Raw genomic sequence first — 21,624 nt, 5'->3', positions numbered from 1 at the left:
TGACCACCGAGAAATTCATGATCGACGGTCGGCACACCGGCACCGGTGGTGGCAACCATTTCGTACTGGGGGGCGCAACCCCGGCCGACTCTCCCTTTCTACGGCGCCCTGACCTGCTGCGCAGTCTGATCAGCTACTGGCATAACCACCCGTCGCTGTCCTACCTGTTTTCCGGCTTGTTCATCGGGCCGACGTCCCAGGCGCCCCGGGTGGACGAAGCGCGTAACGATGCGTTGTATGAGCTGGAAATTGCCTTCGCACAAATGCCGCAACCTGGCGAAGAGTGCCCGCCCTGGCTGGTTGATCGGCTGTTGCGCAATCTGTTGATCGACGTGACCGGCAACACCCATCGTGCCGAATTTTGCATCGACAAGCTCTATTCGCCGGACGGCGCCACCGGGCGTCTCGGTCTATTGGAGCTGCGGGCTTTTGAAATGCCGCCCCACGCCCGTATGAGCCTGGCCCAGCAGCTATTGCTGCGGGCGCTGGTGGCGCGGTTCTGGCGTGAGCCCTACCTGCCTGCGAAGCTGGCGCGGTGGGGGACCGAACTGCATGACCGCTTCCTGTTGCCGCATTTTATCGAACAGGATTTTGCCGACGTCATCAATGAACTGAACGCCGCCGGTTACCCGCTGCGGGCCGAATGGTTCGCCGCGCACCTGGAGTTTCGTTTTCCCAAGGTGGGTGATTACGCGGTCAGCGGCATCGAACTGCAATTGCGCCAGGCCCTTGAACCCTGGCATGTACTGGGAGAAGAGGGGGCAGCGGGCGGCACCGTGCGCTATGTGGACTCTTCTCTTGAACGTTTGCAGGTCAAGCTTAGCGGCCTGGCGCCGCAACGGTATCTGCTGACCTGCAACGGTGTTCCGGTGCCGCTTCAAGCCACCGGCCGGGTCGGCGAATTTGTCGCCGGGGTGCGTTTTCGCGCTTGGCAACCGGCCAACTGCCTGCAGCCGACCATTGCGGTCCATGCGCCGTTGGTCTTCGATTTACTCGACACCTGGACGCAACGTTCGGTGGGGGGGTGCCAGTATCATGTGGCCCATCCGGGGGGACGTAATTACGACAGCCTGCCGGTGAATGCCAATGAGGCGGAGAGCCGGCGAATGGCGCGTTTTTTCCGTCTCGGACACACGCCTGGGAAACTTCCGATACCTCACCTGACAGTGGACGACGAGTTTCCCCTCACGCTCGATCTGCGACGTTTTTGAGAGCGCTCCCTAAGTCGTACACGACACCCGGATATTTCAACTATCCGGGTGTCATGCGCTTGCGCTAGTCTCACGTTTCATTGCTGTCTGCCGAGCTTTCCATGCCTGACCTGCTTGACCGTTACCCGCTGACGACGGGCACCTATCACGAATTGATGGACGACAGTGGCGCGGTGCGCGGGCACTGGCGCCGCCTGCTCGACCATTTGCAGCGCAGTACGCCGGCCCAACTGCTCCAGCGTCAGGCACTGTTGGCCCGGCAGATCCAGGAAAACGGTGTCACTTACAACGTCTATGCGGACCCGAAGGGCGCCGACCGGCCGTGGGAGCTGGACCTGCTGCCCCACGTGATCGATGCGCAGGAGTGGAAGCAACTGTCGGCGGGCATCGCCCAGCGTGCACGCTTGCTCAACGCAGTACTGGCCGACCTGTACGGGCCGCAACGGCTGATCAGTGAGGGGTTGCTGCCGGCGGAACTGGTGTTCGGGCACAACAATTTTCTCTGGCCGTGCCAGGGCATCACGCCGCCGGACGGCATTTTCCTGCACCTGTATGCCGTGGACCTGGCCCGTACGCCCGACGGTCGCTGGTGGGTCACGGCGGATCGAACCCAGGCGCCTTCGGGGGCCGGGTATGCGCTGGAAAATCGCATGATCGTCTCCCGCGCCTTTCCCGATTTGTATCGTGACCTGAAGGTCAAGCACCTGGCCGGTTTCTTCCGCACCTTGCAGCAGACCCTTGCGCGTCAGGCCCCCAGTGATGGCGAGTCGCCGCTGGTGGTGCTGTTGACGCCTGGACGGTTCAACGAAAGCTATTTCGAACACCTTTACCTGGCGCGCCAGCTGGGCTATCCGCTGGTGGAAGGGAGCGACCTGACCGTTCGCGACGCCACGGTGTACCTCAAGACCCTGAGCGGGCTACGACGGGTTCACGCCATCATGCGCCGGCTCGACGATGATTTCTGCGACCCGTTGGAGCTGCGCACCGATTCGGCCTTGGGTGTACCGGGATTGTTGGAGGCGGTGCGCCAGGGCCGGGTTCTGGTGGCCAATGCCTTGGGCAGCGGCGTGCTGGAATCACCGGGCCTGTTGGGCTTTTTGCCAAAGATCAGCCAGTTTCTGTTCGGTGAGGAACTGATACTGCCGTCCATCGCCACCTGGTGGTGCGGTGAGCCGCCGGTGCTGGCCCAGGCCTTGGAAAAACTGCCGCACTTGCTGATCAAACCGGCGTTTCCTTCCCAAAGTTTCAGCCCGGTATTGGGGCGCGACCTGAACGAACAACAGCGTGCACTTCTGGCCGCGCGCATGCAGGCGCGTCCCTATGCCTATGTCGCCCAGGAGCTGGCGCAGCTGTCCCAGGCACCGGTCTGGCAGGCCGAAGACGGTCAGCTTCAGCCGCGGGCCATCGGCATGCGCGTGTATGCCGTTTCCGGGGAGGATGACTATCGGGTGCTGCCGGGCGGCCTGACCCGCGTGGCGGCCGAGGCCGACGCCGAAGTGGTGTCGATGCAGCGAGGTGGCGCCAGTAAGGACACTTGGGTCTTGGGAGAACAGCCGCCCAGTGGCGAACAATGGAAGGCCCAGCGAACCGTGGGCGTCCACGATCTGGTTCGGCGTGATCCCTATCTGCCGTCCCGCGTCGTGGAAAATCTGTTCTGGTTCGGTCGCTACTGCGAGCGCTGTGACGACAGTGCGCGGCTGCTGCGGATCATGCTGGCGCGCTATGTCGATGGCGACGACCCGCAAGCGCTGCAGTCGGCGGTATCCCTGGGGGAAAGCCTGATGCTGTTGCCGGAGGAGGGCGAGCTGCCCGAGCGACTGCTGGCGGCCTTGTTGGGGGACGATTGGTCGTTCAGCCTGCGTTCCAACCTGCAGCGATTGCAGTGGGCGGCCTCCCAGGTTCGCGGCAAGCTGTCCCGGGAGAACTGGCAGGCACTGGTGGAGCTGCAGCGCGAAGCCATGGAGCTAGAAACCGCGGAGCCGGATTTCGGTGAGTTGCTGGATTTTCTCAACCGTTTGGTGATGTCCCTGGCGGCGTTGTCCGGATTCGCGTTGGACGACATGACCCGCGACGAGGGCTGGCGTTTCCTGATGATCGGTCGTCGTCTGGAGCGCCTGCAATTTCTCAGCAGCAGCCTGGCGGCGTTCCTGCGAGGCGAGGCGGTGTTCGACCAGGCGGGGCTGGACTGGTTGCTGGAACTGGGCAACAGCAGCATCACCTATCGTTCGCGTTACCTGGCGGTGGCCCAGTTGATTCCGGTGCTCGACCTGCTGTTGCTGGACGAACAAAACCCTCACGCGGTGCTCTTCCAGTTGAAACTGGTGGCCCGTACCCTCAAGCGCTTGAACGATGACTTCGGCGCGCCCAGGGAAACCGCCTTGCCAGAGCTGGTCGCTCGCCTGTCATGCTTTGACCTGCGTTGCCTGGAGAGTCCGCTGTTCGGCGAGGCCAGCCTGCGCGCAGCCCTCGATGGCTTGGCCGATCTGTTGCAGGAAGTGGCCGACGTCAGCGGCCAGGTGTCCGATCGCCTGGCCTTGCGTCATTTCGCTCACGTCGATGACGTCAGCCAGCGTACGGTGTCCGTCTGATGAGCGCTCGTTACCAGATCTTCCACGACACCCACTACCATTACGACAGCCCGGTATCCCTGGCCCAGCAGCTTGCTCACCTGTGGCCGCGCCCCTGTGAGTGGCAGCGTTGCACCGAGCAGCAGTTGTTGATCAGCCCGGAGCCGACGACCCGACGCGATGAGCTGGATGTGTTCGGCAACCCACTGACCCGCCTGGCGTTCGAACGGCCCCATGACGAGTTGCTGGTCAACGCGCGTCTGAGCGTGGAAGTGTTGGCGCGTCCTGTGCTGGACTTCAGTTTGTCCCCCGCCTGGGAGTCAACCCGTCATGCGTTGACCTACAGCGGCCGGCCAATGGCTGCTCCGTTGCTGGATGCGTGCCGCTATCGTTTCGAGTCACCCTATGTGCACCTCAAGCGCAGCTTTGTCGAGTTTTCCGAAAGCTGTTTCGCGCCGGGGCGCCCATTGATGCTCGGCGTGCGGGCGCTGATGGAGAAGATATTCGAGGAGTTCACCTTCGATGCCGAAGCCACCCAGGTGGCAACGCCGCTGGTGGAGGTGCTGGAACGGCGGCGGGGCGTTTGCCAGGACTTTGCTCACCTGATGCTGGCCTGCGTGCGCTCCCGCGGGTTGGCGGCGCGTTACGTCAGCGGCTACCTGTTGACTCAACCGCCGCCGGGTCAGCCACGGTTGATCGGTGCCGATGCCTCGCACGCCTGGATCTCGGTGTTTTGCCCGGTGCTGGGCTGGGTGGACTTCGACCCGACCAATAACGTTCAGCCGGCGCTGGAACACATCACATTGGCCTGGGGCCGGGATTTTTCCGATGTGTCGCCGTTGCGGGGAGTCATTCTGGGCGGCGGTGATCATGACCCCGAAGTGCGGGTGACGGTGATGCCGCTTGAATCGTAAACAGATCCCAGTGTGGGAACGGACTGGGCTGTGAGGGCCGGCAGCGAGGCTGCCGACCCTGGACACAGAACCGGGGGGCCGGATCAGATCATCGGGCCCTGAGGGTATCAGGCGTCGGGCGTCTGATCTTTCGGTGCATCAACATCTACGTCTGCTGCCACGTCGCCTTCGGTATCCGGGGTCAGTGCTGCTGCTTCTTCTTCAGCGGTAGCTTTCTTGCGCTGAAGCTTTTCCTCTTTCTTCTGCTCCTTGGCCAAGTCTCTCTGACGTTTGGCGAAGGAATAATTGGGTTTGGCCATGGGCGATCCTCTGGGGTCGAAGGTGAGGTTGAGCGGCGCGTATTCTGCCCTGTATCGGGGTCGAGCCGTTAGCTGGGTTTTTGTTCGGCCCACTTTGGCTGCACCGACGGTTGCCATTCGTCCAGCGCATCGAGCAGGTGGTGGGGTGATTCGCTCACTTGCAGCATGTCACGGTGGGGCCCACGGACGAAGCCTTCGCCGACGATATGATCAAGAAAACCGGTGAGTTTGCTGTAGAAACCGTTCACTTCCAGCAGCCCCAGCGGTTTGCTGTGATAGCCGAGCTGGCCCCAGGTCCAGACTTCGAACAACTCCTCCAGCGTGCCAAGGCCGCCGGGCAGGGCGATGAAGGCATCGCTGAGCTGAGCCATGCGTGCCTTGCGGGCGTGCATGCCGTCCACCACTTCCAGGCGGGTCAGGCCGCTGTGGCCGATTTCCTTGTCTTTGAGGCTCTGCGGGATGATACCGATCACTTCGCCGCCGGCCGCCAGGGCCGCATCGGCGACGATGCCCATCAAGCCGACCGCGCCGCCGCCATAGACCAGGGTCAGTTTTCGTTCTGCCAACGCACGCCCCAAGGCCTGCGCCGCTTCACGATAGGCTGGGTGGCTACCGGTGCTGGCGCCGCAAAATACACAAACAGACGCTAAAGACATGCCTTACTCCGTGGTCAGTAACTGGACCAGAGTAAAGCCTGGCTTTGGCTGCGCAAAGCAATTAAACCTCGCGCCGGGGTTTTTCGTAGGTGCCACTGGCACCGCAGGCGTAGGCGGCAAGCAAGCTGCACAGCAGGCTGTTGAGGTTCATGATGCGGTACTCCTGAGAGGTGATGGTGCTGATCATATGGCCGCCTCATACCTTTGGCTGGTTGATTATGCTCATCAGGCTGATAGCCTTAAGTTGTATACAATCTTTGACTCAGGTCATAGGAACTTGTCTGAAATTCAGGCAGTCTTCCCCATTGACGGAATTTTTCTAACCATGCCTTGGAGATTCACCATGTTTGCCAAACTTGCTGCAGTATCCCTGTTGACGCTGGCCAGCAGCCAGCTGATGGCAGCCGAGTGCAAGACCACCATCGACTCGACCGACCAGATGTCCTTCAGCACCAAGGCCATCGAGATCGACAAGAGCTGCAAGACCTTCACCGTTGAACTGACTCACTCAGGCAGCTTGCCGAAGAACGTCATGGGCCATAACTGGGTACTGAGCAAAGAGGCTGACATGCAGCCGATTGCTACCGATGGCCTGGCAGCCGGCATCGACAAGAACTACCTGAAAGAAGACGATGCGCGCATCATCGCTCACACCAAGCTCATTGGGGCCAAGGAGAAGGACTCGGTGACTTTCGATGTGTCGAAACTGAGCGCCGATGAGAAATACGGCTTCTTCTGCTCGTTCCCGGGCCACATCTCGATGATGAAAGGCACGGTTACCCTGAAGTAATCACATCAGGCATAAAAAAAGCGCCCGTTTCAGGGCGCTTTTTTGTGCCTCGCCAATAACCGCACATCCTGTGGGAGCGAGCCTGCTCGCGATGACGGCAGCACATTCAACATCAATGCAAACTGACCCACCGCTATCGCGAGCAGGCTCGCTCCCACAGGGATTGCCGGTCACGGCGCGTACGGCATCACCCGCTTGTGCTCGGTCTTGCGATAGGTCTCGCAAATGATTCGAGCGGCTTCTTCGCGCACCGGCAGCCCATGCAGGAACGCATCGATCTCGCCATAGGTCACGCCGTGGGCGGCTTCGTCGGGCTTGCCGGGCGACAGGTCCTCAAGGTCGGCAGTGGGGACTTTTTCCACCAGCGATTCCGGCGCGCCGAAGTCTCGGGCAATAGCCCGGACCTGGTTTTTCACCAGGCCGCTCAACGGCGCCAGGTCACAGGCGCCGTCACCGAACTTGGTGAAGAAACCCATCACGGCTTCGGCCGCATGGTCGGTGCCGATGACCAGGCCTTGCTCGGCACCGGCGATGGTGTACTGCGCCACCATGCGCATCCGCGCCTTGGTATTGCCCAGCACGAAATCCCGGGAGCCCGGCCCTTTGCCTTCGAACGCCAGCACTTCCTTGGCCAGTGCCTTGACCGCCGGACCGATGTTGACGGTATGGCGCTCGTCCGGCTCGATGAAGTCCACGCAGGCCTGGGCTTCATGTTCGTCGAACTGGGTTTCGTACGGCAGGCGCACGGCAATGAACTTGTAGGCGGCGTTGCCGGTTTTCTCCCGCAGTTCACGCGCTGCGCGTTGGGCCAGCAGGCCGGCGGTCAGCGAATCGACCCCGCCGCTGATGCCCAGTACGAGGGTCTTGAGTCCGGAGTTGACCAGACAATCCTGGATAAAGCCCACCCGACGAGCGACTTCGGCCTTGAGGGCAGCGTCATCGGCGAACGGTGGCTGAACCTTGAGCTGTTCAGCAATCTCACGCTGTACGGCTTGCATGAATTCACTCCTTGCTTGGTGTGTCAAAGGGCGGCAGGTACTTGGAAAACGTGTCGCATGTAAGCGACGAAATTCGGGTCTTTGCAGTGGGTCTTGCCGGGCTCGTCTGAAATCTTGGCCACGGGTTGCCCGTCACAGCTGATCATTTTAAGCACGATGCTCATCGGCTCCACACCCGGGATGTCACACGTCAGGTTGGTGCCGATACCGAAGCTGACATTAATGCGACCACGCAATGCCCGAAAAATCTCCAGGCATTTGGGCAGTGTCAGGCTATCGGAGAACACCAGTGTCTTGCTCATCGGGTCGATACCGAGCTTGTGGTAGTGAGCAATGGCTTTTTCGGCCCAGATGACCGGGTCCCCGGAGTCATGGCGCAAGCCGTCGAACAGCTTGGCGAAGAACAGATCGAAGTCCTTGAGGAAAGCGTCCATGGTGATGCAATCGGTCAGTGCGATTCCCAGCAGGCCCCGGTACTCACGCACCCAGCAATCGAGGGCGGCGATCTGACTGTCGATCAGCCGCGGGCCCAGTTGCTGATGGGCCATGATCCATTCGTGGGCCATGGTGCCCAGGGGTTTCATGTCCAGCTCGCGGGACAGGTGCACATTGCTGGTGCCGACGAAGCGTCCAGGGAAATCGTGCTTGAGCACGTTGACGACTTCTTCCTGGACGCGATAGGAAAACCGCCGGCGGGTGCCGAAGTCCGCGACCTGCAGTTCGGATAACTCGTCGGCGCTGGCGTTGGCGGTCAGCCAGTCGAACTTGCGATACAGCTGTTCGCGCGCCTGCTCCAGAACGATCTCGCGGTAGCGATAGCGATTACGTACCTCGCTGACGATGGCCAGCAGCGGCACTTCGAACAGAATCACATGCAACCATGGCCCACGCAGGCGGATAAACAGCTCGCCGTTCTCGATACCGGTGTGCACATAGCGCAGATTGAAACGGAACAGGCCCAGAAAACGCAGGAAATCGGGTTTGAGGAAGCTGATGCGCTCCAGGAAGCCCAACTGGTCGACGCTCAGACTCAGCTCGGCCAGGCGTTCGATCTGAAAGCGGATCTCCGCCAGATACGGGCGCAGGTCTTCGCTGTTGCGGCAGCGAAATTCCCATTCGACTTCGACGTTGGGGTAGTTGTGCAGCACCGCCTGCATCATCGTCAGTTTGTAGAAGTCGGTGTCGAGCAGGTTCTGCACGATGCGATCGGCAAATACACTCTCGCTCATGGCGGGAATCTCCAGACAGGCCGCTGCGGCGGGCAGCGGGGTGCAGCGGTTGGTGGTGAAGGGGCTAGTGGCGCATAACCCTGGTGAGTATTGCCAGCGATTTTTTAACGGCGGGTACCCCGCTGGAGTGTCTGGATATGCCAACGGGCCTCATCGCGGGCAAGCCTTGCTCCCACAAGAGAGTGGGCGACCGGCAGCTGTGCACACCCCCTGTGGGAGCAAGGCTTGCCCGCGATAGCCATGCTCAAGGTGCCATTGAGGCCTCGATCTGCTCCAGCATCCACTCCACAAAAAGCCTGACCTTGGGCACTTCCGCCGAATGTTCAGGATAGGCCAGGTAATAGGCATCGGTACTGGGCATCGCATAGTGCCAGGGGATCACCAGCTTGCCGTCAGCCAGTTCTTCTTCCACCAGAAAGCGCGGCAGCAGGGCGACGCCGCAGCCAACCTGGGCGGCCCGGATGCACATGTAGAACGTTTCGAAGCGCGGCCCGTGGTAGCTGTGTTCGGTGTGATAACCCTGGCTGGCGAACCAGTCGTGCCAGGCCTGGGGGCGTGAGGCGTTTTGCAGCAGCACCAGATCGGTCAGTTGCGTCGGGTCGCTGAAGGGCTGGGCCGGCAGATTGCCAGGCGCGCAGACCGGCACCAGTTCTTCGCCGAACAGTTTCAGGGATTCGGCGCCGGGCCGTGAGCCCTGGCCGAAATAGAACGCCAGGTCGCTGCGCCCCTGAAGCAAGTCGTCGGCCTCCTGCTCGCTGCACAGGTCCAGATGAATTTTCGGGTGCCGCAGGCGCCAGCCTTTGAGCCGTGGGACCAGCCAGCGAGCTCCGAAGGTTGGCGGTGTGGAAACCCGTAGGACTTCGGTATCGCCGCCGTAGGAGCGCAAGTAGTGGGTCGACATCTCCACCTGCGTAAGGATTTTTCGTACCTCCCCCAGGTACAAATCCCCGGCCGGTGTCAGCTGCAAGCGTCGACGTACGCGGCGAAACAGCAAATGCTGTAGCAGTTCCTCCAACTGTGCGACCTGTTTGCTGACGGCGCTCTGAGTCAGGTTCAGCTCTTCGGCGGCGCGAGTGAAGCTCAGGTGTCGGGTCACCGCTTCGAAGCACTGTAGCGCCGTGATCGACGGCAAATAGCGTTTATTGATCATGATGAGGCCTTATTTCTTGTGGCGCTGCTTATCCGGTCATGGCCAGCATGAATAAACGGAATGATATCTCGCTTAAAGGTCGTTTGTTGGCAAGTCTCGGGCCAGCTACAACTACAGGTCTGATCAGCCGTGATCGTCCGGCTGCCAATTCTTTGTCTTTTGTTTGAGGAATTAACCATGGTTGCTGCATTGCTTGATCGTCTGGGTGTCGAACCGGCCTTGTACCAGAGCGGCACACAACCGGTGCATTCGCCCATCGACGGCAGTCGCATCGGCGCCGTGAACTGGGAGGGCGCCGCAGAGGTTGAGCAGCAGGTCAGCCGCGCCGAGCATGCGTTCGACCTGTGGCGCCAGGTGCCGGCCCCTCGCCGCGGCGAGTTGGTACGTCAATTTGGTGATCTGCTGCGCGAGTACAAGGCCGACCTCGGCGAGCTGGTGTCCTGGGAAGCCGGCAAGATCACCCAGGAAGGTTTGGGTGAAGTGCAAGAGATGATCGACATCTGCGACTTCGCAGTCGGTCTGTCCCGTCAGCTGTACGGCCTGACCATCGCCTCCGAGCGTCCGGGCCACCACATGCGTGAATCCTGGCATCCGCTGGGCGTGGTCGGCGTGATCAGCGCTTTCAACTTCCCCGTGGCGGTCTGGGCCTGGAACACCACGCTGGCCCTGGTTTGCGGCAATGCGGTGATCTGGAAACCCTCGGAAAAGACCCCGCTCACCGCCCTGGCCTGCCAGGCGTTGTTCGAACGTGTGCTGAAGAACTTCAGCGATGCGCCACCGTACCTCAGTCAAGTGATCATCGGCGGTCGCGATGCCGGCGAAGCGCTGGTGGACGATCCGCGCGTGGCGTTGATCAGCGCCACCGGCAGCACCCGCATGGGTCGTGAAGTGGCGCCGAAAGTCGCCGCGCGCTTTGCCCGCAGCATCCTCGAGCTGGGTGGCAACAATGCGATGATCCTGGCCCCCAGCGCCGATCTGGACATGGCCGTGCGCGCCATCCTGTTCAGCGCCGTCGGCACCGCCGGCCAACGTTGCACGACGCTGCGCCGCCTGATTGCCCATGAGTCAGTGAAAGAAGAGATCGTCAGCCGGCTCAAGGCCGCTTATTCGAAAGTGCGCATCGGCCATCCGCTGGAAGGCAACCTCGTCGGGCCGCTGATCGACAAGCAGAGCTTCGAAAACATGCAGGATGCACTGGAGCAGGCCTTGAGCGAAGGCGGGCGAGTATTTGGTGGCAAACGCCAGCTTGAAGACCAGTTCCCGAATGCCTACTACGTATCGCCGGCCATCGTCGAGATGCCGGAGCAGAGCGATGTGGTGTGCCACGAAACCTTCGCGCCGATCCTTTATGTGGTCGGCTACAAGGATTTTGCCCAGGCCCTGCAACTCAATAACGCGGTGCCTCAAGGCCTGTCGTCCTGCATCTTCACCACGGACGTGCGTGAAGCCGAGCAATTCATGTCAGCAGTGGGCAGCGACTGCGGCATCGCCAACGTCAACATCGGCCCGAGCGGCGCGGAAATCGGCGGCGCGTTCGGCGGCGAGAAAGAGACTGGCGGCGGACGTGAGTCAGGCTCCGATGCATGGCGCGGTTACATGCGTCGCCAGACCAACACCGTGAACTACTCGCTGGAGCTGCCGTTGGCGCAGGGGATTACCTTCGACTGAGGTCGTGTCAACGAGTGTCCCCTGTGGGAGCGAGCCTGCTCGCGATAGCGTCGGATCAGCCAACATGGATGTTGCAAGGTAAACCGCATCGCGAGCAGGCTCGCTCCCACCATGAGTTTATGTGCAGTGGTTGGGTTTCATTTCCGGAGTCTGGCAATGCCGTTACGCGAAGAATGTCTGTGGGAAAAACTGACGCCGCAAAGACCTGAAAATACCGCCCTCACCGGCGAAATCACGGTGGATGTCTGCGTGATCGGCGCAGGTTTTACCGGTTTGTCGGCGGCGGTGCATTTGCTCGAACAAGGCAAGCGCGTGGCTGTGCTGGAGGCCCATCGGGCCGGGCATGGTGGGTCGGGGCGCAATGTCGGATTGGTCAACGCCGGCTTGTGGATCCCGCCGGATGAGATAGAAGCCGGCTTCGGCGAAGCGGTGGGCAGCCAGCTCAATCGCATGCTCGGGGCGGCGCCGGCGCTGGTGTTCAGCCTCGTCGATAAATACAACATTGATTGCCAGCTGCGCCGCGAAGGCACGCTGCACATGGCTCACAACGCCAGGGGCGAAGCGGACCTGCGCAGTCGTGAAGAACAATGGAAGCGCCGTGGCGCCCCGGTGGAGTTGCTCACCGGCCAGGCGTGTGCCCAGGCCACGGGCACCTCGAAAATCGCTGCGGCATTGCTCGACCGGCGTGCCGGCACGCTCAATCCGATGGCCTACACCAGTGGACTGGCCAAGGCTGCCGGCGACCTTGGTGGCCAGTTGTTTGATCATTCCCCCGTCACGCGCCTGGAACGCCAAGGGCAGCGCTGGTCGGTGCAAACTGCCCAGGGTTCGGTACTGGCCGAGCAAGTGGTGATCGCGTCCAATGCCTACACCGAAGGTGACTGGACGGAGCTGCGGCGCAATTTCTTTCCCGGTTACTACTATCAGGTTGCTTCCGCTCCGCTGACCGACGAAGCGGCGCAGCGCATCCTGCCAGGCGGCCAGGGCTCGTGGGACACCCGCCAGGTACTGAGCAGCATTCGTCGGGACAAGGACGGGCGTCTGTTGCTGGGCAGCCTGGGTAACGGCAATCGCAAACCCGCCTGGTTCCTCAAGGCCTGGGCCGACCGGGTGCAACAGCACTACTTCCCTTACCTCAAGCCGGTGGAATGGGAATGCACCTGGACCGGGTGTATCGCCTTCACCCCCGATCACCTGATGCGCCTGTTCGAGCCGGCCCCCGGTCTGGTGGCCGTGACGGGTTACAACGGCCGCGGCGTGACGACTGGCACAGTAGTGGGCAAAGCCTTTGCCGACTATCTGTGTCACGGCGACGCCAGCGCGCTGCCGATTCCCTTCGCCGCCATGCGGCCTCTGGCCGGGACAGGCTTGCGCAGCTGCTTGTATGAAGCGGGTTTTTCGCTGTATCACGCCGGCCAGTGCCTGCGAATTGTGATCTGAATGTTGAAAAATGTTGCCGCAGCGCTCGTTTTCCACCACAACGTCTAGCCTGTTATGGTGCGGGTTGTAGCAGTCGTGCACCGCCAGTGTGCAGTTCGGTGACGCGGGTTGTTACAGGTGGGTTGCACGTCGTTTCGTGTGATGGTTGCAATGATGGCTCAGGGAGGGTTGTACCCATTTGGTTCTATGGTTGTACCTTGTGCGGTTTAGACGGTTGCACGCCCAATAAAAAAGGGCTCGAAACAGTCGAAATAACAATAAAGCAGCGACTTTTTTAAGAATAAAAAACCGATGGCACGGCGCTTGCTCTGAGCTTTTCAGTGAAGTCGCAGTGCCAACTAAAAAAAACCTTGGAGCACCACCTCATGTCCCAGACGTTTTACAAGAAAGGCTTTCTGGCCCTCGCAGTGGCAGCTGCGCTGGGTGTTTCTGCGTTTGCTCAGGCCGACGTCAAGATCGGCGTAGCGGGTCCGATGACCGGTGCCAACGCGGCATTTGGCGAGCAGTACATGAAAGGCGCACAAGCGGCGGCAGACGAGATCAATGCCAAGGGTGGCGTGAACGGCGAGAAAATCGTTCTGGTGCAGGGCGATGACGCCTGCGAACCGAAGCAGGCCGTGGCCGTGGCCAACCGCTTTGTCGATCAGGACAAGGTTCTTGGCGTGGTCGGTCACTTCTGTTCCTCGTCCACCATCCCGGCGTCCGAGGTCTACGGCGATGCCGGCATCATCTCCATCACTCCGGGTTCCACCAACCCGCAGGTCACCGAGCGCGGCCTGAGCGCGATGTTCCGTATGTGCGGTCGTGACGACCAGCAGGGCATCGTCGCCGGCGACTACATCGTTGACGTGCTCAAGGGCAAGAAAGTCGTCGTCCTGCACGACAAGGACACCTACGGCCAGGGCCTGGCGGATGCTACCAAGGCGCAGTTGGCCAATCGTGGCGTGGAGCCGGTGCTGTACGAAGGCCTGACCCGTGGCGAGAAAGACTTCAGCGCCGTGGTCACCAAGATCCGTTCGGCCGGTGCCGACGTGGTCTACTTCGGCGGTCTGCACCCGGAAGCCGGCCCACTGGTCCGCCAGTTGCGTGAGCAAGGCCTCAAGGACGTGAAATTCATGTCCGACGACGGCATCGTCACCGACGAACTGGTCACCACCGCCGGCGGCCCGCAATACGTGGATGGTGTGTACATGACCTTCGGCGCCGACCCACGCCTGCTGCCAGACAGCAAGGCCGTGGTGGACGCGTTCCGTGCCAAGGGCACCGAGCCGGAAGGCTACACCCTGTACGCCTACGCCTCGGTCCAGGCCTTGGCGGCCGGTTTCAACGGCGCCAAGAAAAATGACGGCGAAGCCGCGGCCGAATGGCTCAAGGCCAATCCGGTCCAGACCGTGATGGGCAAGAAGGAGTGGGACTCCAAGGGCGACCTGAAAGTCTCCGACTACGTGGTTTACCAGTGGGACAAGGACGGCAAATACCATCAGCTGGAAAAACAGAAGTGACATGAACGGCTGAATCGCCCGGCGCCCCTGGTGCCGGGCGTTTACCCGTGTTCATGCAGTACCTGTCTTTTCTCCCGAGAGCTGCGCGCACATCGTGCAGCGTCGGCGGCTGAACCCCGGTCCGTCGCAGCGGTGTGCGTGCAGTCTCTCAAATGCGTGAGATTGCGTTATGGATGGTATTTTCCTGCAGCAACTGATCAATGGCCTGACCCTCGGGTCGGTCTATGGTCTGATCGCCATCGGCTACACAATGGTCTACGGCATCATCGGCATGATCAACTTCGCCCATGGCGAGGTTTACATGATCTCTGCGTACCTCGCGGCGATCAGTCTGGCTCTGCTGGCCTGGTTCGGTATCGAATCCTTCCCCCTCATGATTCTCGGCACGCTGGTGTTCACCGTGGTGGTGACCGGCGTCTACGGCTGGGTGATCGAGCGCGTCGCCTACAAACCCCTGCGTAACTCCACTCGCCTGGCACCGCTGATCAGTGCCATCGGCATTTCGCTGATCCTGCAGAACTATGCCCAGATCAGCCAGGGCGCTCGCCAACAGGGCGTGCCCACGTTGCTCGAAGGCGCCATGCGCGTGGACATCGGCAGCGGCTTCGTCCAGCTGACCTACACCAAGATCTTCATCCTGGTCGCCGCATTCGCCGGGATGGCCTTGCTGACCTACATCATCAAGTACACCAAGCTCGGCCGCATGTGCCGCGCGACCCAGCAAGACCGCAAGATGGCCTCCATCCTCGGGATCAACACCGACCGGGTGATTTCCTATGTGTTCGTCATCGGTGCGGCCATGGCGGCCCTGGCCGGTGTGCTGATCACCATGAACTACGGCACCTTCGACTTCTATGCCGGCTTCATCATCGGCATCAAGGCGTTCACCGCGGCCGTACTCGGCGGCATCGGTTCCCTGCCTGGGGCGATGCTGGGCGGGATCATCCTCGGCATCTCCGAGTCGCTGTTCGCCGGTCTGATCAACTCTGACTACAAAGACGTGTTCAGTTTCTCGCTGCTGGTGCTGATTCTGATTTTCCGTCCCCAAGGCCTGTTGGGTCGCCCACACGTGGCGAAGGTATAAGTATGTCTGCTGCCAATAAACCGATTGATATCAAAAAGAGCGTCATCGACGCGATCCTGGCTGGCCTGATCTCGCTGATCGTGTTCGGGCCGATTGTCGGCGTGGTGCTCGACGGCTACAGCTTCAACCTGCAACCGGCCCGCGTGGGCTGGCTGGTGGCGATCGTGATGGTCGGGCGCTTTGCCTTGAGCCTGTTTCTGCAAACCCCCAAGGGTCTGAAGATTCTCCAGGGGTTCGAAAGCACCAGCTCCGGCGTGCATGTGCTGCCGCCAGACTACAAGTCGCGCCTGCGCTGGATCATCCCGGCGTTGATCGTGATTGCCATCGTGTTCCCGTTTTTTGCCAACAAATACGTGCTCACGGTGGTCATCCTCGGGCTGATCTATGTACTGCTGGGCCTGGGGCTTAACATCGTGGTCGGCCTGGCCGGGCTGCTCGACCTGGGTTACGTGGCGTTCTATGCCATCGGCGCCTATGGCCTGGCGCTGGGTTACCAATACCTGGGGCTGGGGTTCTGGACGGTGCTGCCGCTGGCGGCGATTGCGGCGGCGATGGCCGGGTGCATATTAGGATTCCCCGTGTTGCGAATGCACGGTGACTACCTGGCCATCGTGACCCTGGGTTTTGGCGAGATCATCCGGCTGGTGCTCAACAACTGGCTGTCGTTTACCGGCGGGCCGAATGGCATGCCGGTGCCGTCGCCGACCTTCTTCGGCCTGGAGTTCGGCCGGCGAGCGAAGGAGGGCGGGGTGCCGTTCCACGAGTTCTTCGGCATTGCCTACAACCCCAACGTCAAATTCCTGTTCATCTACATCGTCCTGTTCATCACCGTGTTGCTGGTGCTCTACGTCAAGCATCGCCTGACCCGCATGCCGGTCGGTCGCGCCTGGGAAGCCTTGCGCGAAGACGAGATCGCCTGCCGCTCCATGGGCCTGAACCATGTGCTGGTCAAGCTCTCGGCGTTCACCATTGGTGCTTCCACGGCGGGCCTGGCAGGCGTGTTCTTTGCCAGTTACCAGGGCTTCGTCAACCCGTCGTCGTTCACCTTCTTCGAGTCGGCGCTGATTCTGGCGATCGTGGTACTGGGCGGCATGGGGTCGACAGTGGGCGTGGTCATCGCTGCATTTGTCCTCACCGTGGCGCCGGAGTTGCTGCGCAGCTTCTCGGAATACCGGGTGCTGCTGTTCGGCGTGCTGATGGTGTTGATGATGATCTGGCGCCCGCGCGGCCTGATTCGCATCAGTCGTACCGGGGTGACGCCGCGTAAGGGAGTAGCGCCATGAGCGAAGTCGTGCTTACCGTTGAAAACCTGATGATGCAATTCGGTGGGATCAAGGCCCTCAGCGACGTCAGCCTGCAAGTCAAGCGCAACTCGATCTTCGCCCTGATCGGCCCCAACGGTGCGGGCAAGACCACGGTGTTCAACTGCCTGACCGGTTTCTACAAGGCCACAGGCGGCAAAATCGAGCTCAATGTGCGCGGCGAGCGGACCGATGTCATCAAGCTGTTGGGCGAACCGTTTCGTCCCACTGACTTCGTGTCCCCCAAATCCTTCGCCAGCCGGGTGTTCTACAAGATGTTCGGCGGCACCCACCTGGTGAACCGTGCAGGCCTGGCGCGGACCTTCCAGAACATTCGCCTGTTCAAGGAAATGTCCGTGCTGGAGAACCTGTTGGTGGCTCAGCACATGTGGGTCAATCGCAGTCTGGTGGCGGGCGTGCTCAACACCAAGGGTTACCGCCAGGCAGAAAGCGATGCCCTGGACCACGCCTTCTACTGGCTGGAAGTGGTGGACCTGGTGGATTGCGCCAACCGGCTGGCGGGCGAACTTTCCTATGGCCAGCAACGGCGCTTGGAAATTGCCCGGGCCATGTGCACCCGCCCGCAGATCATCTGTCTCGACGAACCGGCCGCCGGCCTAAACCCTCAGGAAACCGAAGCGCTGAGCGCGATGATCCGGCTGCTGCGCGACGAGCACGATCTGACCGTGGTGCTGATCGAACACGACATGGGCATGGTAATGAGCATTTCCGACCACATCGTGGTGCTGGACCACGGCAACGTGATCGCCGAGGGCGGTCCCGAGGCGATTCGCAACGACCCGAAGGTGATCGCGGCCTACCTGGGTGCCGATGAAGAGGAGCTGGTATGAGTGGACCTATCCTCGAACTCAAGGAGCTGGACGTATTCTACGGGCCGATCCAGGCCCTGAAAAAAGTCTCGATGCACATTGGGGAAGGTGAAACCGTCAGCTTGATTGGCTCCAACGGTGCCGGCAAGTCCACGTTGCTGATGTCGATTTTCGGCCAGCCGCGGGCGGCGAGTGGGCAGATTATCTACCAGGGTGTGGACATCACGCACAAGTCGTCCCACTACATCGCCTCCAACGGCATCGCGCAATCGCCGGAAGGACGGCGGGTATTCCCTGACATGACTGTTGAGGAAAACCTGTTGATGGGCACCATTCCCATCGGTGACAAGTACGCCAGCGAAGACATGCAGCGCATGTTCGAGCTGTTCCCGCGGCTCAAGGAGCGGCGCAACCAGCGGGCCATGACCATGTCCGGCGGCGAGCAGCAGATGCTCGCCATCGCCCGGGCGCTGATGAGCCGGCCCAAGTTGTTGCTGCTCGATGAACCCAGCCTGGGACTGGCGCCGATCGTGGTCAAACAGATCTTCGCCACCTTGCGGGAACTGGCGTCCACCGGCATGACGATCTTTCTGGTGGAGCAGAACGCCAACCACGCCCTCAGGCTGTCGGACCGGGCCTATGTGATGGTCAACGGTGAAATCCGCCTGACCGGCACCGGCAAGGAACTGCTGGTCAACGAAGAGGTGCGCAACGCGTATCTGGGCGGCCATTGACACAAGGCCAGCCATGAAAAAACCGGCGAATGAATCGCCGGTTTTTTTATCTTTCAAATCCACCACCCATCCCCTTGTGGGAGCGAGCCTGCTCGCGATGGCGCCGGACCATCCAACCTCTTTATATCGGACATGACCCCATCGCGAGCAGGCTCGCTCCCACAGGGTTTGGCGCTGTGCCCGAGAATTGTGGACAACAATCCTGAGCCCCTGCGAAACCGCGACATAAAGTCGCCGCAAACAGTTGTTTTGTCACGGTTTTGACTTGTCCCCGTTTGCTGTGGAACCGGCTGTGGGTAAGGTGGGAGTAGCTGGCTGCAAGCCTCTGAATACGTGGCTTTCAGGCGTGTGGTTGTTTTTTGATCAGAGGATTTCGGTCAAGCGGGTACGAGGGTTGTCAACACTTTTATGAGGGTCGCCAAAGGCTTGAAAATCTGTGCGCAAGCCTGTGGATAAGTCTGTGATTAAACTCTGGAAAGACCGCGCTGAGGGCCGAATTTGCTGGCTTGAAGCCATCGTTCTTTTTACCGTCGGCTTATAGCAGATAAGTCGATCTGCACAACCTGCATTGCAGGGTCAAGGGAAAAAATTTTCCAAATCCCTCGCAAAGCCTTATGCACAGCGGTTTGGGGAGTTTGCACTTGCCCCCGATTGCTGTGGACCCGCCTGTGGATAAGGTGCGGGCAACCGCCTGTGGCCCTTGTTTCATAAGGCCTGGCGCCGATTGGTTGTTTTATGAGCAATGCTCGAATGAAACCTCGCTTCCAGAAGTCTTGCCCATGCTGTGCCAGGCCGGGCATGCTGTGGGCCGATTTCCATTCATTGGCTGTTTTGAGCCCCAAGGAGAACACGATGTCCAACACCCTGTTTATTACCGGCGCAACGTCCGGTTTCGGTGAAGCCTGTGCCCGTCGTTTTGCCGAAGCAGGCTGGAAACTGGTGCTGACCGGTCGTCGTGAAGAACGCCTCACTGCCCTGTGCGCCGAGTTGTCGAAGCAGACTGAAGTCCATGGTCTGGTGCTTGATGTGCGTGACCGTACAGCCATGGAGGAGGCGATCGCCAACCTGCCACCGTCCTTCGCCAAGTTGCGGGGCTTGATCAACAACGCCGGTCTGGCGCTGGGCGTTGATCCTGCGCCCAAGTGCGACCTCGATGACTGGGACACGATGGTCGATACCAACGTGAAAGGTTTGATCTACAGCACCCGCCTGCTGTTGCCGCGGCTGATCGCTCATGGCCGTGGTGCCGGGATCGTCAACCTGGGGTCCATCGCCGGCAACTATCCGTACCCTGGCAGCCACGTGTACGGGGCGAGCAAGGCGTTCGTCAAACAGTTCTCCCTGAACCTGCGTTGCGATCTGCAAGGCACTGGCGTGCGGGTAAGCAACATTGAGCCGGGTCTGTGCGAGAGCGAGTTTTCCCTGGTGCGCTTTGCGGGTGATCAGGAACGCTACAACGCGACCTATGCCGGGGCCGAGCCGATCCAGCCGCAGGATATCGCCGACACCATTTTCTGGGTGCTCAACACTCCGGCCCACATCAATATCAACAGCCTGGAATTGATGCCTGTGAGCCAGACCTGGGCCGGGTTTGCCATTGAGCGCAACAAGGCGTAAGACCGCGTTATCGTTCATCGCGGGCAAGCCTTGCTCCCACAGGGATTTGGCCGACCTTGCCCCCATAGATGAGCCAACTCTGTGGGAGCAAGGCTTGCCCGCGATAGCGATTTACCGGTCAGGCCAGATAATCAGCCAGCCCGCGGTAGCAGGTCAGCAGGTGATACGGCGTGGTCGATGGCATGTCCTGGCGGCTGACAGTGCCGTCGGCGTCCAGGCATTCGTTCCAGCCTTTGGCATGCAGGAAGTGCTGCTGCAACGCCCGTAGTTGATGCAGCAATGCGCCCTGATTGCCCGGGCGTAATGTCAGTGCCCGCAAATATTCCGCCTGAGCCCAGATGCGCTGGGTGGCGTCCCGCGGTACCTGTGATCCCAGGCTCAGCATGGCGCACACCGCGCCGGACTGCGGGCTCACGCCTTGCTGTTCGGTACGGCTGAAGCTGCTCTCAAGGGCTGTGTGCAACTTGCCGCCGCGCAACAGGGGCGATGAGGCCAGCAAGTAATACCACTCGAACTGATGGCCTGGCTCAAACCAGTTATCCACAGCCTTGACCGGTTTCTCCATCATGACGCGCTGCTGCGGGTCGATGAAGTGCTTGAACATGGCATCGCACAGGGCCAGCAATGCCTGGCGCACGTTGATGTCGTCGCGAACCGAGAGGGTGGCGAGGAAGGCTTCGGCCAGGTGCATCAACGGGTTTTGCAGCGGGCCGGATGCGCGGGTCGACCAATCGCGTCCCAGGCTGGCCTCGTAAAGGCCGTCTCCGGTCGCAAAGCGCCGGGCGATGACTTCCAGGGCCGCGTTGAGTACCGACTCCACCAGCGGCTCGCGAACCTTGCTCCAGTAATGGGCGCAGGCAAACAGGATGAAAGCGTGGGTGTAAAGGTCTTTGCCGGTGTCCAGCGGTACGCCTTGGGGGTCAATGCTGTAGAACCAGCCACCATGTTCGCCATCATGGAAGTGCCGCTGCAGGGAGCGGAACAGTGCGCCAGCCCGTTCTTCGGCCTGTGGCGCTTCGCCGATCAGGCTGGCGAACACGTATAGCTGTCGCGCACAGGCCATCGCCCGGTAGCGCTGGGGCTCGAGCGGCTTGTGCCGGGTATCGAGGGATTCATAGGGCAGCGCCAGCTCGGCATTCCATCCCGGGCCTTGCCACATCGGCACGATCACGTCGTGAAAGTGCTGACGTACCGTGGCGAACAGGGCAGTCAGTTCAGGTGCAGGAGCGGGGCGGGAAGCATCGGGCATTGGTGGACGTCGTCACGGCTGGAGGGGTGATTGCGCGACATGGTAGCAGAGTGGCAAGTTCGAGAGAGGCGAGGCCTTCCAGTCCGTCATCGCGAGCAGGCTCGCTCCCACATTTATTGGCGTACGCCATACCCTGTGGGAGCGAGCCTGCTCGCGATTAGCCTTGATGGGTGCTGAAAATCAACCCGCCAACAACCACACTCCAGCCGCCGCCGAACCCGCTCCGGCCAGACGCACCAGAGGGGCGGCCGCTTGCGGCAAGACGCGAACCACGGCGTAGCCTGCGCCATGCAACGCCGCCGTCGCCGCGACAAAACCGGCCGCATAAGCCCAAGGGCTTGTCATGTCCGGCAGTTCCAGACCATGGGCCACGCCATGGAACAGC

The 21,624-nt window shown here is 61.0% G+C and carries 20 protein-coding genes; 12 read left to right on the top strand and 8 right to left on the bottom strand.

What is annotated here, in order from left to right:
• The 3 genes from GSM73_RS27690 to GSM73_RS21100 form a co-directional block, all read left to right on the top strand.
• Window positions 1-1,211: transglutaminase family protein (locus tag GSM73_RS27690; protein WP_256677030.1), on the top strand; the 1,211-nt coding region annotated here is incomplete at its 5' end.
• A 101-nt stretch (window positions 1,212-1,312) separates the two neighbouring features.
• A complete protein-coding gene (locus tag GSM73_RS21105; protein ID WP_076382890.1) occupies window positions 1,313-3,799 on the top strand; it encodes a circularly permuted type 2 ATP-grasp protein in 2,487 nt (828 codons plus the stop codon).
• A complete protein-coding gene (locus tag GSM73_RS21100) occupies window positions 3,799-4,692 on the top strand; it encodes a transglutaminase family protein (protein WP_047227326.1) in 894 nt (297 codons plus the stop codon). Before GSM73_RS21105 ends, GSM73_RS21100 begins: the two co-directional genes overlap by 1 nt.
• Before the next feature lie 107 nt (window positions 4,693-4,799).
• On the opposite strand, the gene GSM73_RS21095 is transcribed toward GSM73_RS21100, so the two are convergent.
• From GSM73_RS21095 to GSM73_RS27685, 3 genes are all read right to left on the bottom strand, one after another.
• Complete coding sequence (locus GSM73_RS21095; protein WP_047227327.1) at window positions 4,800-4,991, bottom strand: hypothetical protein; 192 nt, start codon at window positions 4,989-4,991, stop codon at window positions 4,800-4,802.
• Window positions 4,992-5,059: 68 nt separating this feature from the next.
• On the bottom strand, window positions 5,060-5,647 hold the full coding sequence (locus tag GSM73_RS21090; protein ID WP_107321468.1) for a TIGR00730 family Rossman fold protein: 588 nt from the start codon (window positions 5,645-5,647) through the stop codon (window positions 5,060-5,062).
• A gap of 61 nt (window positions 5,648-5,708) precedes the next feature.
• On the bottom strand, window positions 5,709-5,834 hold the full coding sequence (locus GSM73_RS27685; protein WP_256677029.1) for a hypothetical protein: 126 nt from the start codon (window positions 5,832-5,834) through the stop codon (window positions 5,709-5,711).
• Between the two features lie 156 nt (window positions 5,835-5,990).
• Here GSM73_RS27685 and azu point away from each other — a divergent pair, with 156 nt between their 5' ends.
• Window positions 5,991-6,437, top strand: a complete 447-nt coding sequence (azu, locus tag GSM73_RS21085; RefSeq protein WP_047227329.1) for an azurin — start codon at window positions 5,991-5,993, stop codon at window positions 6,435-6,437.
• Between the two features lie 170 nt (window positions 6,438-6,607).
• Here azu and nadE read toward each other — a convergent pair whose 3' ends face one another.
• The 3 genes from nadE to GSM73_RS21070 all read right to left on the bottom strand — a co-directional run bounded on the left by nadE (window position 6,608) and on the right by GSM73_RS21070 (window position 9,814).
• Entirely contained in the window at window positions 6,608-7,435 is an 828-nt protein-coding gene (nadE, locus tag GSM73_RS21080; protein ID WP_047227330.1) for an ammonia-dependent NAD(+) synthetase, read from the bottom strand.
• Between the two features lie 23 nt (window positions 7,436-7,458).
• Window positions 7,459-8,664 (bottom strand): nicotinate phosphoribosyltransferase, encoded by a 1,206-nt coding sequence (gene pncB, locus GSM73_RS21075; RefSeq protein ID WP_047227331.1) that lies wholly within the window; start codon window positions 8,662-8,664, stop codon window positions 7,459-7,461.
• A gap of 244 nt (window positions 8,665-8,908) precedes the next feature.
• Window positions 8,909-9,814, bottom strand: coding sequence for a LysR family transcriptional regulator (locus GSM73_RS21070; RefSeq protein WP_047227332.1), 906 nt, complete (start codon window positions 9,812-9,814; stop codon window positions 8,909-8,911).
• A gap of 177 nt (window positions 9,815-9,991) precedes the next feature.
• Here GSM73_RS21070 and GSM73_RS21065 point away from each other — a divergent pair, with 177 nt between their 5' ends.
• From GSM73_RS21065 to GSM73_RS21030, 8 genes are all read left to right on the top strand, one after another.
• Window positions 9,992-11,482, top strand: a complete 1,491-nt coding sequence (locus GSM73_RS21065; RefSeq protein WP_047227333.1) for an aldehyde dehydrogenase family protein — start codon at window positions 9,992-9,994, stop codon at window positions 11,480-11,482.
• Window positions 11,483-11,638: 156 nt separating this feature from the next.
• Entirely contained in the window at window positions 11,639-12,922 is a 1,284-nt protein-coding gene (locus GSM73_RS21060) for an FAD-binding oxidoreductase (protein ID WP_160893726.1), read from the top strand.
• Window positions 12,923-13,287: 365 nt separating this feature from the next.
• On the top strand, window positions 13,288-14,424 hold the full coding sequence (locus GSM73_RS21055; RefSeq protein WP_160893724.1) for a branched-chain amino acid ABC transporter substrate-binding protein: 1,137 nt from the start codon (window positions 13,288-13,290) through the stop codon (window positions 14,422-14,424).
• A 169-nt stretch (window positions 14,425-14,593) separates the two neighbouring features.
• On the top strand, window positions 14,594-15,508 hold the full coding sequence (locus GSM73_RS21050) for a branched-chain amino acid ABC transporter permease (RefSeq protein ID WP_047227336.1): 915 nt from the start codon (window positions 14,594-14,596) through the stop codon (window positions 15,506-15,508).
• A 2-nt stretch (window positions 15,509-15,510) separates the two neighbouring features.
• On the top strand, window positions 15,511-16,791 hold the full coding sequence (gene livM, locus GSM73_RS21045; RefSeq protein WP_047227337.1) for a high-affinity branched-chain amino acid ABC transporter permease LivM: 1,281 nt from the start codon (window positions 15,511-15,513) through the stop codon (window positions 16,789-16,791).
• Window positions 16,788-17,660, top strand: coding sequence for an ABC transporter ATP-binding protein (locus tag GSM73_RS21040; protein ID WP_047227338.1), 873 nt, complete (start codon window positions 16,788-16,790; stop codon window positions 17,658-17,660). The genes livM and GSM73_RS21040 overlap by 4 nt, the downstream gene beginning before the upstream one ends.
• The gene (locus GSM73_RS21035) at window positions 17,657-18,373 is read left to right on the top strand and encodes an ABC transporter ATP-binding protein (protein ID WP_047227339.1); all 717 of its coding nucleotides are present in this window, start codon (window positions 17,657-17,659) and stop codon (window positions 18,371-18,373) included. The genes GSM73_RS21040 and GSM73_RS21035 overlap by 4 nt, the downstream gene beginning before the upstream one ends.
• An 852-nt stretch (window positions 18,374-19,225) precedes the next feature.
• Window positions 19,226-19,990, top strand: a complete 765-nt coding sequence (locus GSM73_RS21030) for an SDR family oxidoreductase (protein WP_047227340.1) — start codon at window positions 19,226-19,228, stop codon at window positions 19,988-19,990.
• Between the two features lie 118 nt (window positions 19,991-20,108).
• On the opposite strand, the gene GSM73_RS21025 is transcribed toward GSM73_RS21030, so the two are convergent.
• Both GSM73_RS21025 and GSM73_RS27680 read right to left on the bottom strand, forming a co-directional pair.
• Window positions 20,109-21,239 (bottom strand): AGE family epimerase/isomerase, encoded by a 1,131-nt coding sequence (locus tag GSM73_RS21025; protein WP_160893722.1) that lies wholly within the window; start codon window positions 21,237-21,239, stop codon window positions 20,109-20,111.
• A 180-nt stretch (window positions 21,240-21,419) separates the two neighbouring features.
• A partial coding sequence (locus GSM73_RS27680; RefSeq protein ID WP_256677028.1) for a HupE/UreJ family protein occupies window positions 21,420-21,624 on the bottom strand: 205 nt, incomplete at its 5' end.

The sequence above is a fragment of the Pseudomonas sp. PICF6 genome (genome assembly GCF_009831705.1).
GTDB classification, from domain to species: Bacteria; Pseudomonadota; Gammaproteobacteria; order Pseudomonadales; family Pseudomonadaceae; genus Aquipseudomonas; species Aquipseudomonas rhizophila.
The sequence above is the reverse complement of the archived record's forward strand: the minus strand, read 5'-3'. Positions and strand labels throughout refer to the sequence as shown.

Bases quoted from the DNA above. Each gene is read 5' to 3' on its own strand.
- GSM73_RS21105 (WP_076382890.1), top strand. From the start codon at position 1,313: ATGCCTGACCTGCTTGACCGTTACCCGCTGACGACGGGCACCTATCAC.
- GSM73_RS21100 (WP_047227326.1), top strand. From the start codon at position 3,799: ATGAGCGCTCGTTACCAGATCTTCCACGACACCCACTACCATTACGAC.
- GSM73_RS21095 (WP_047227327.1), bottom strand. From the start codon at position 4,991: ATGGCCAAACCCAATTATTCCTTCGCCAAACGTCAGAGAGACTTGGCC.
- GSM73_RS21090 (WP_107321468.1), bottom strand. From the start codon at position 5,647: ATGTCTTTAGCGTCTGTTTGTGTATTTTGCGGCGCCAGCACCGGTAGC.
- GSM73_RS27685 (WP_256677029.1), bottom strand. From the start codon at position 5,834: ATGATCAGCACCATCACCTCTCAGGAGTACCGCATCATGAACCTCAAC.
- azu (WP_047227329.1), top strand. From the start codon at position 5,991: ATGTTTGCCAAACTTGCTGCAGTATCCCTGTTGACGCTGGCCAGCAGC.
- nadE (WP_047227330.1), bottom strand. From the start codon at position 7,435: ATGCAAGCCGTACAGCGTGAGATTGCTGAACAGCTCAAGGTTCAGCCA.
- pncB (WP_047227331.1), bottom strand. From the start codon at position 8,664: ATGAGCGAGAGTGTATTTGCCGATCGCATCGTGCAGAACCTGCTCGAC.
- GSM73_RS21070 (WP_047227332.1), bottom strand. From the start codon at position 9,814: ATGATCAATAAACGCTATTTGCCGTCGATCACGGCGCTACAGTGCTTC.
- GSM73_RS21065 (WP_047227333.1), top strand. From the start codon at position 9,992: ATGGTTGCTGCATTGCTTGATCGTCTGGGTGTCGAACCGGCCTTGTAC.
- GSM73_RS21060 (WP_160893726.1), top strand. From the start codon at position 11,639: ATGCCGTTACGCGAAGAATGTCTGTGGGAAAAACTGACGCCGCAAAGA.
- GSM73_RS21055 (WP_160893724.1), top strand. From the start codon at position 13,288: ATGTCCCAGACGTTTTACAAGAAAGGCTTTCTGGCCCTCGCAGTGGCA.
- GSM73_RS21050 (WP_047227336.1), top strand. From the start codon at position 14,594: ATGGATGGTATTTTCCTGCAGCAACTGATCAATGGCCTGACCCTCGGG.
- livM (WP_047227337.1), top strand. From the start codon at position 15,511: ATGTCTGCTGCCAATAAACCGATTGATATCAAAAAGAGCGTCATCGAC.
- GSM73_RS21040 (WP_047227338.1), top strand. From the start codon at position 16,788: ATGAGCGAAGTCGTGCTTACCGTTGAAAACCTGATGATGCAATTCGGT.
- GSM73_RS21035 (WP_047227339.1), top strand. From the start codon at position 17,657: ATGAGTGGACCTATCCTCGAACTCAAGGAGCTGGACGTATTCTACGGG.
- GSM73_RS21030 (WP_047227340.1), top strand. From the start codon at position 19,226: ATGTCCAACACCCTGTTTATTACCGGCGCAACGTCCGGTTTCGGTGAA.
- GSM73_RS21025 (WP_160893722.1), bottom strand. From the start codon at position 21,239: ATGCCCGATGCTTCCCGCCCCGCTCCTGCACCTGAACTGACTGCCCTG.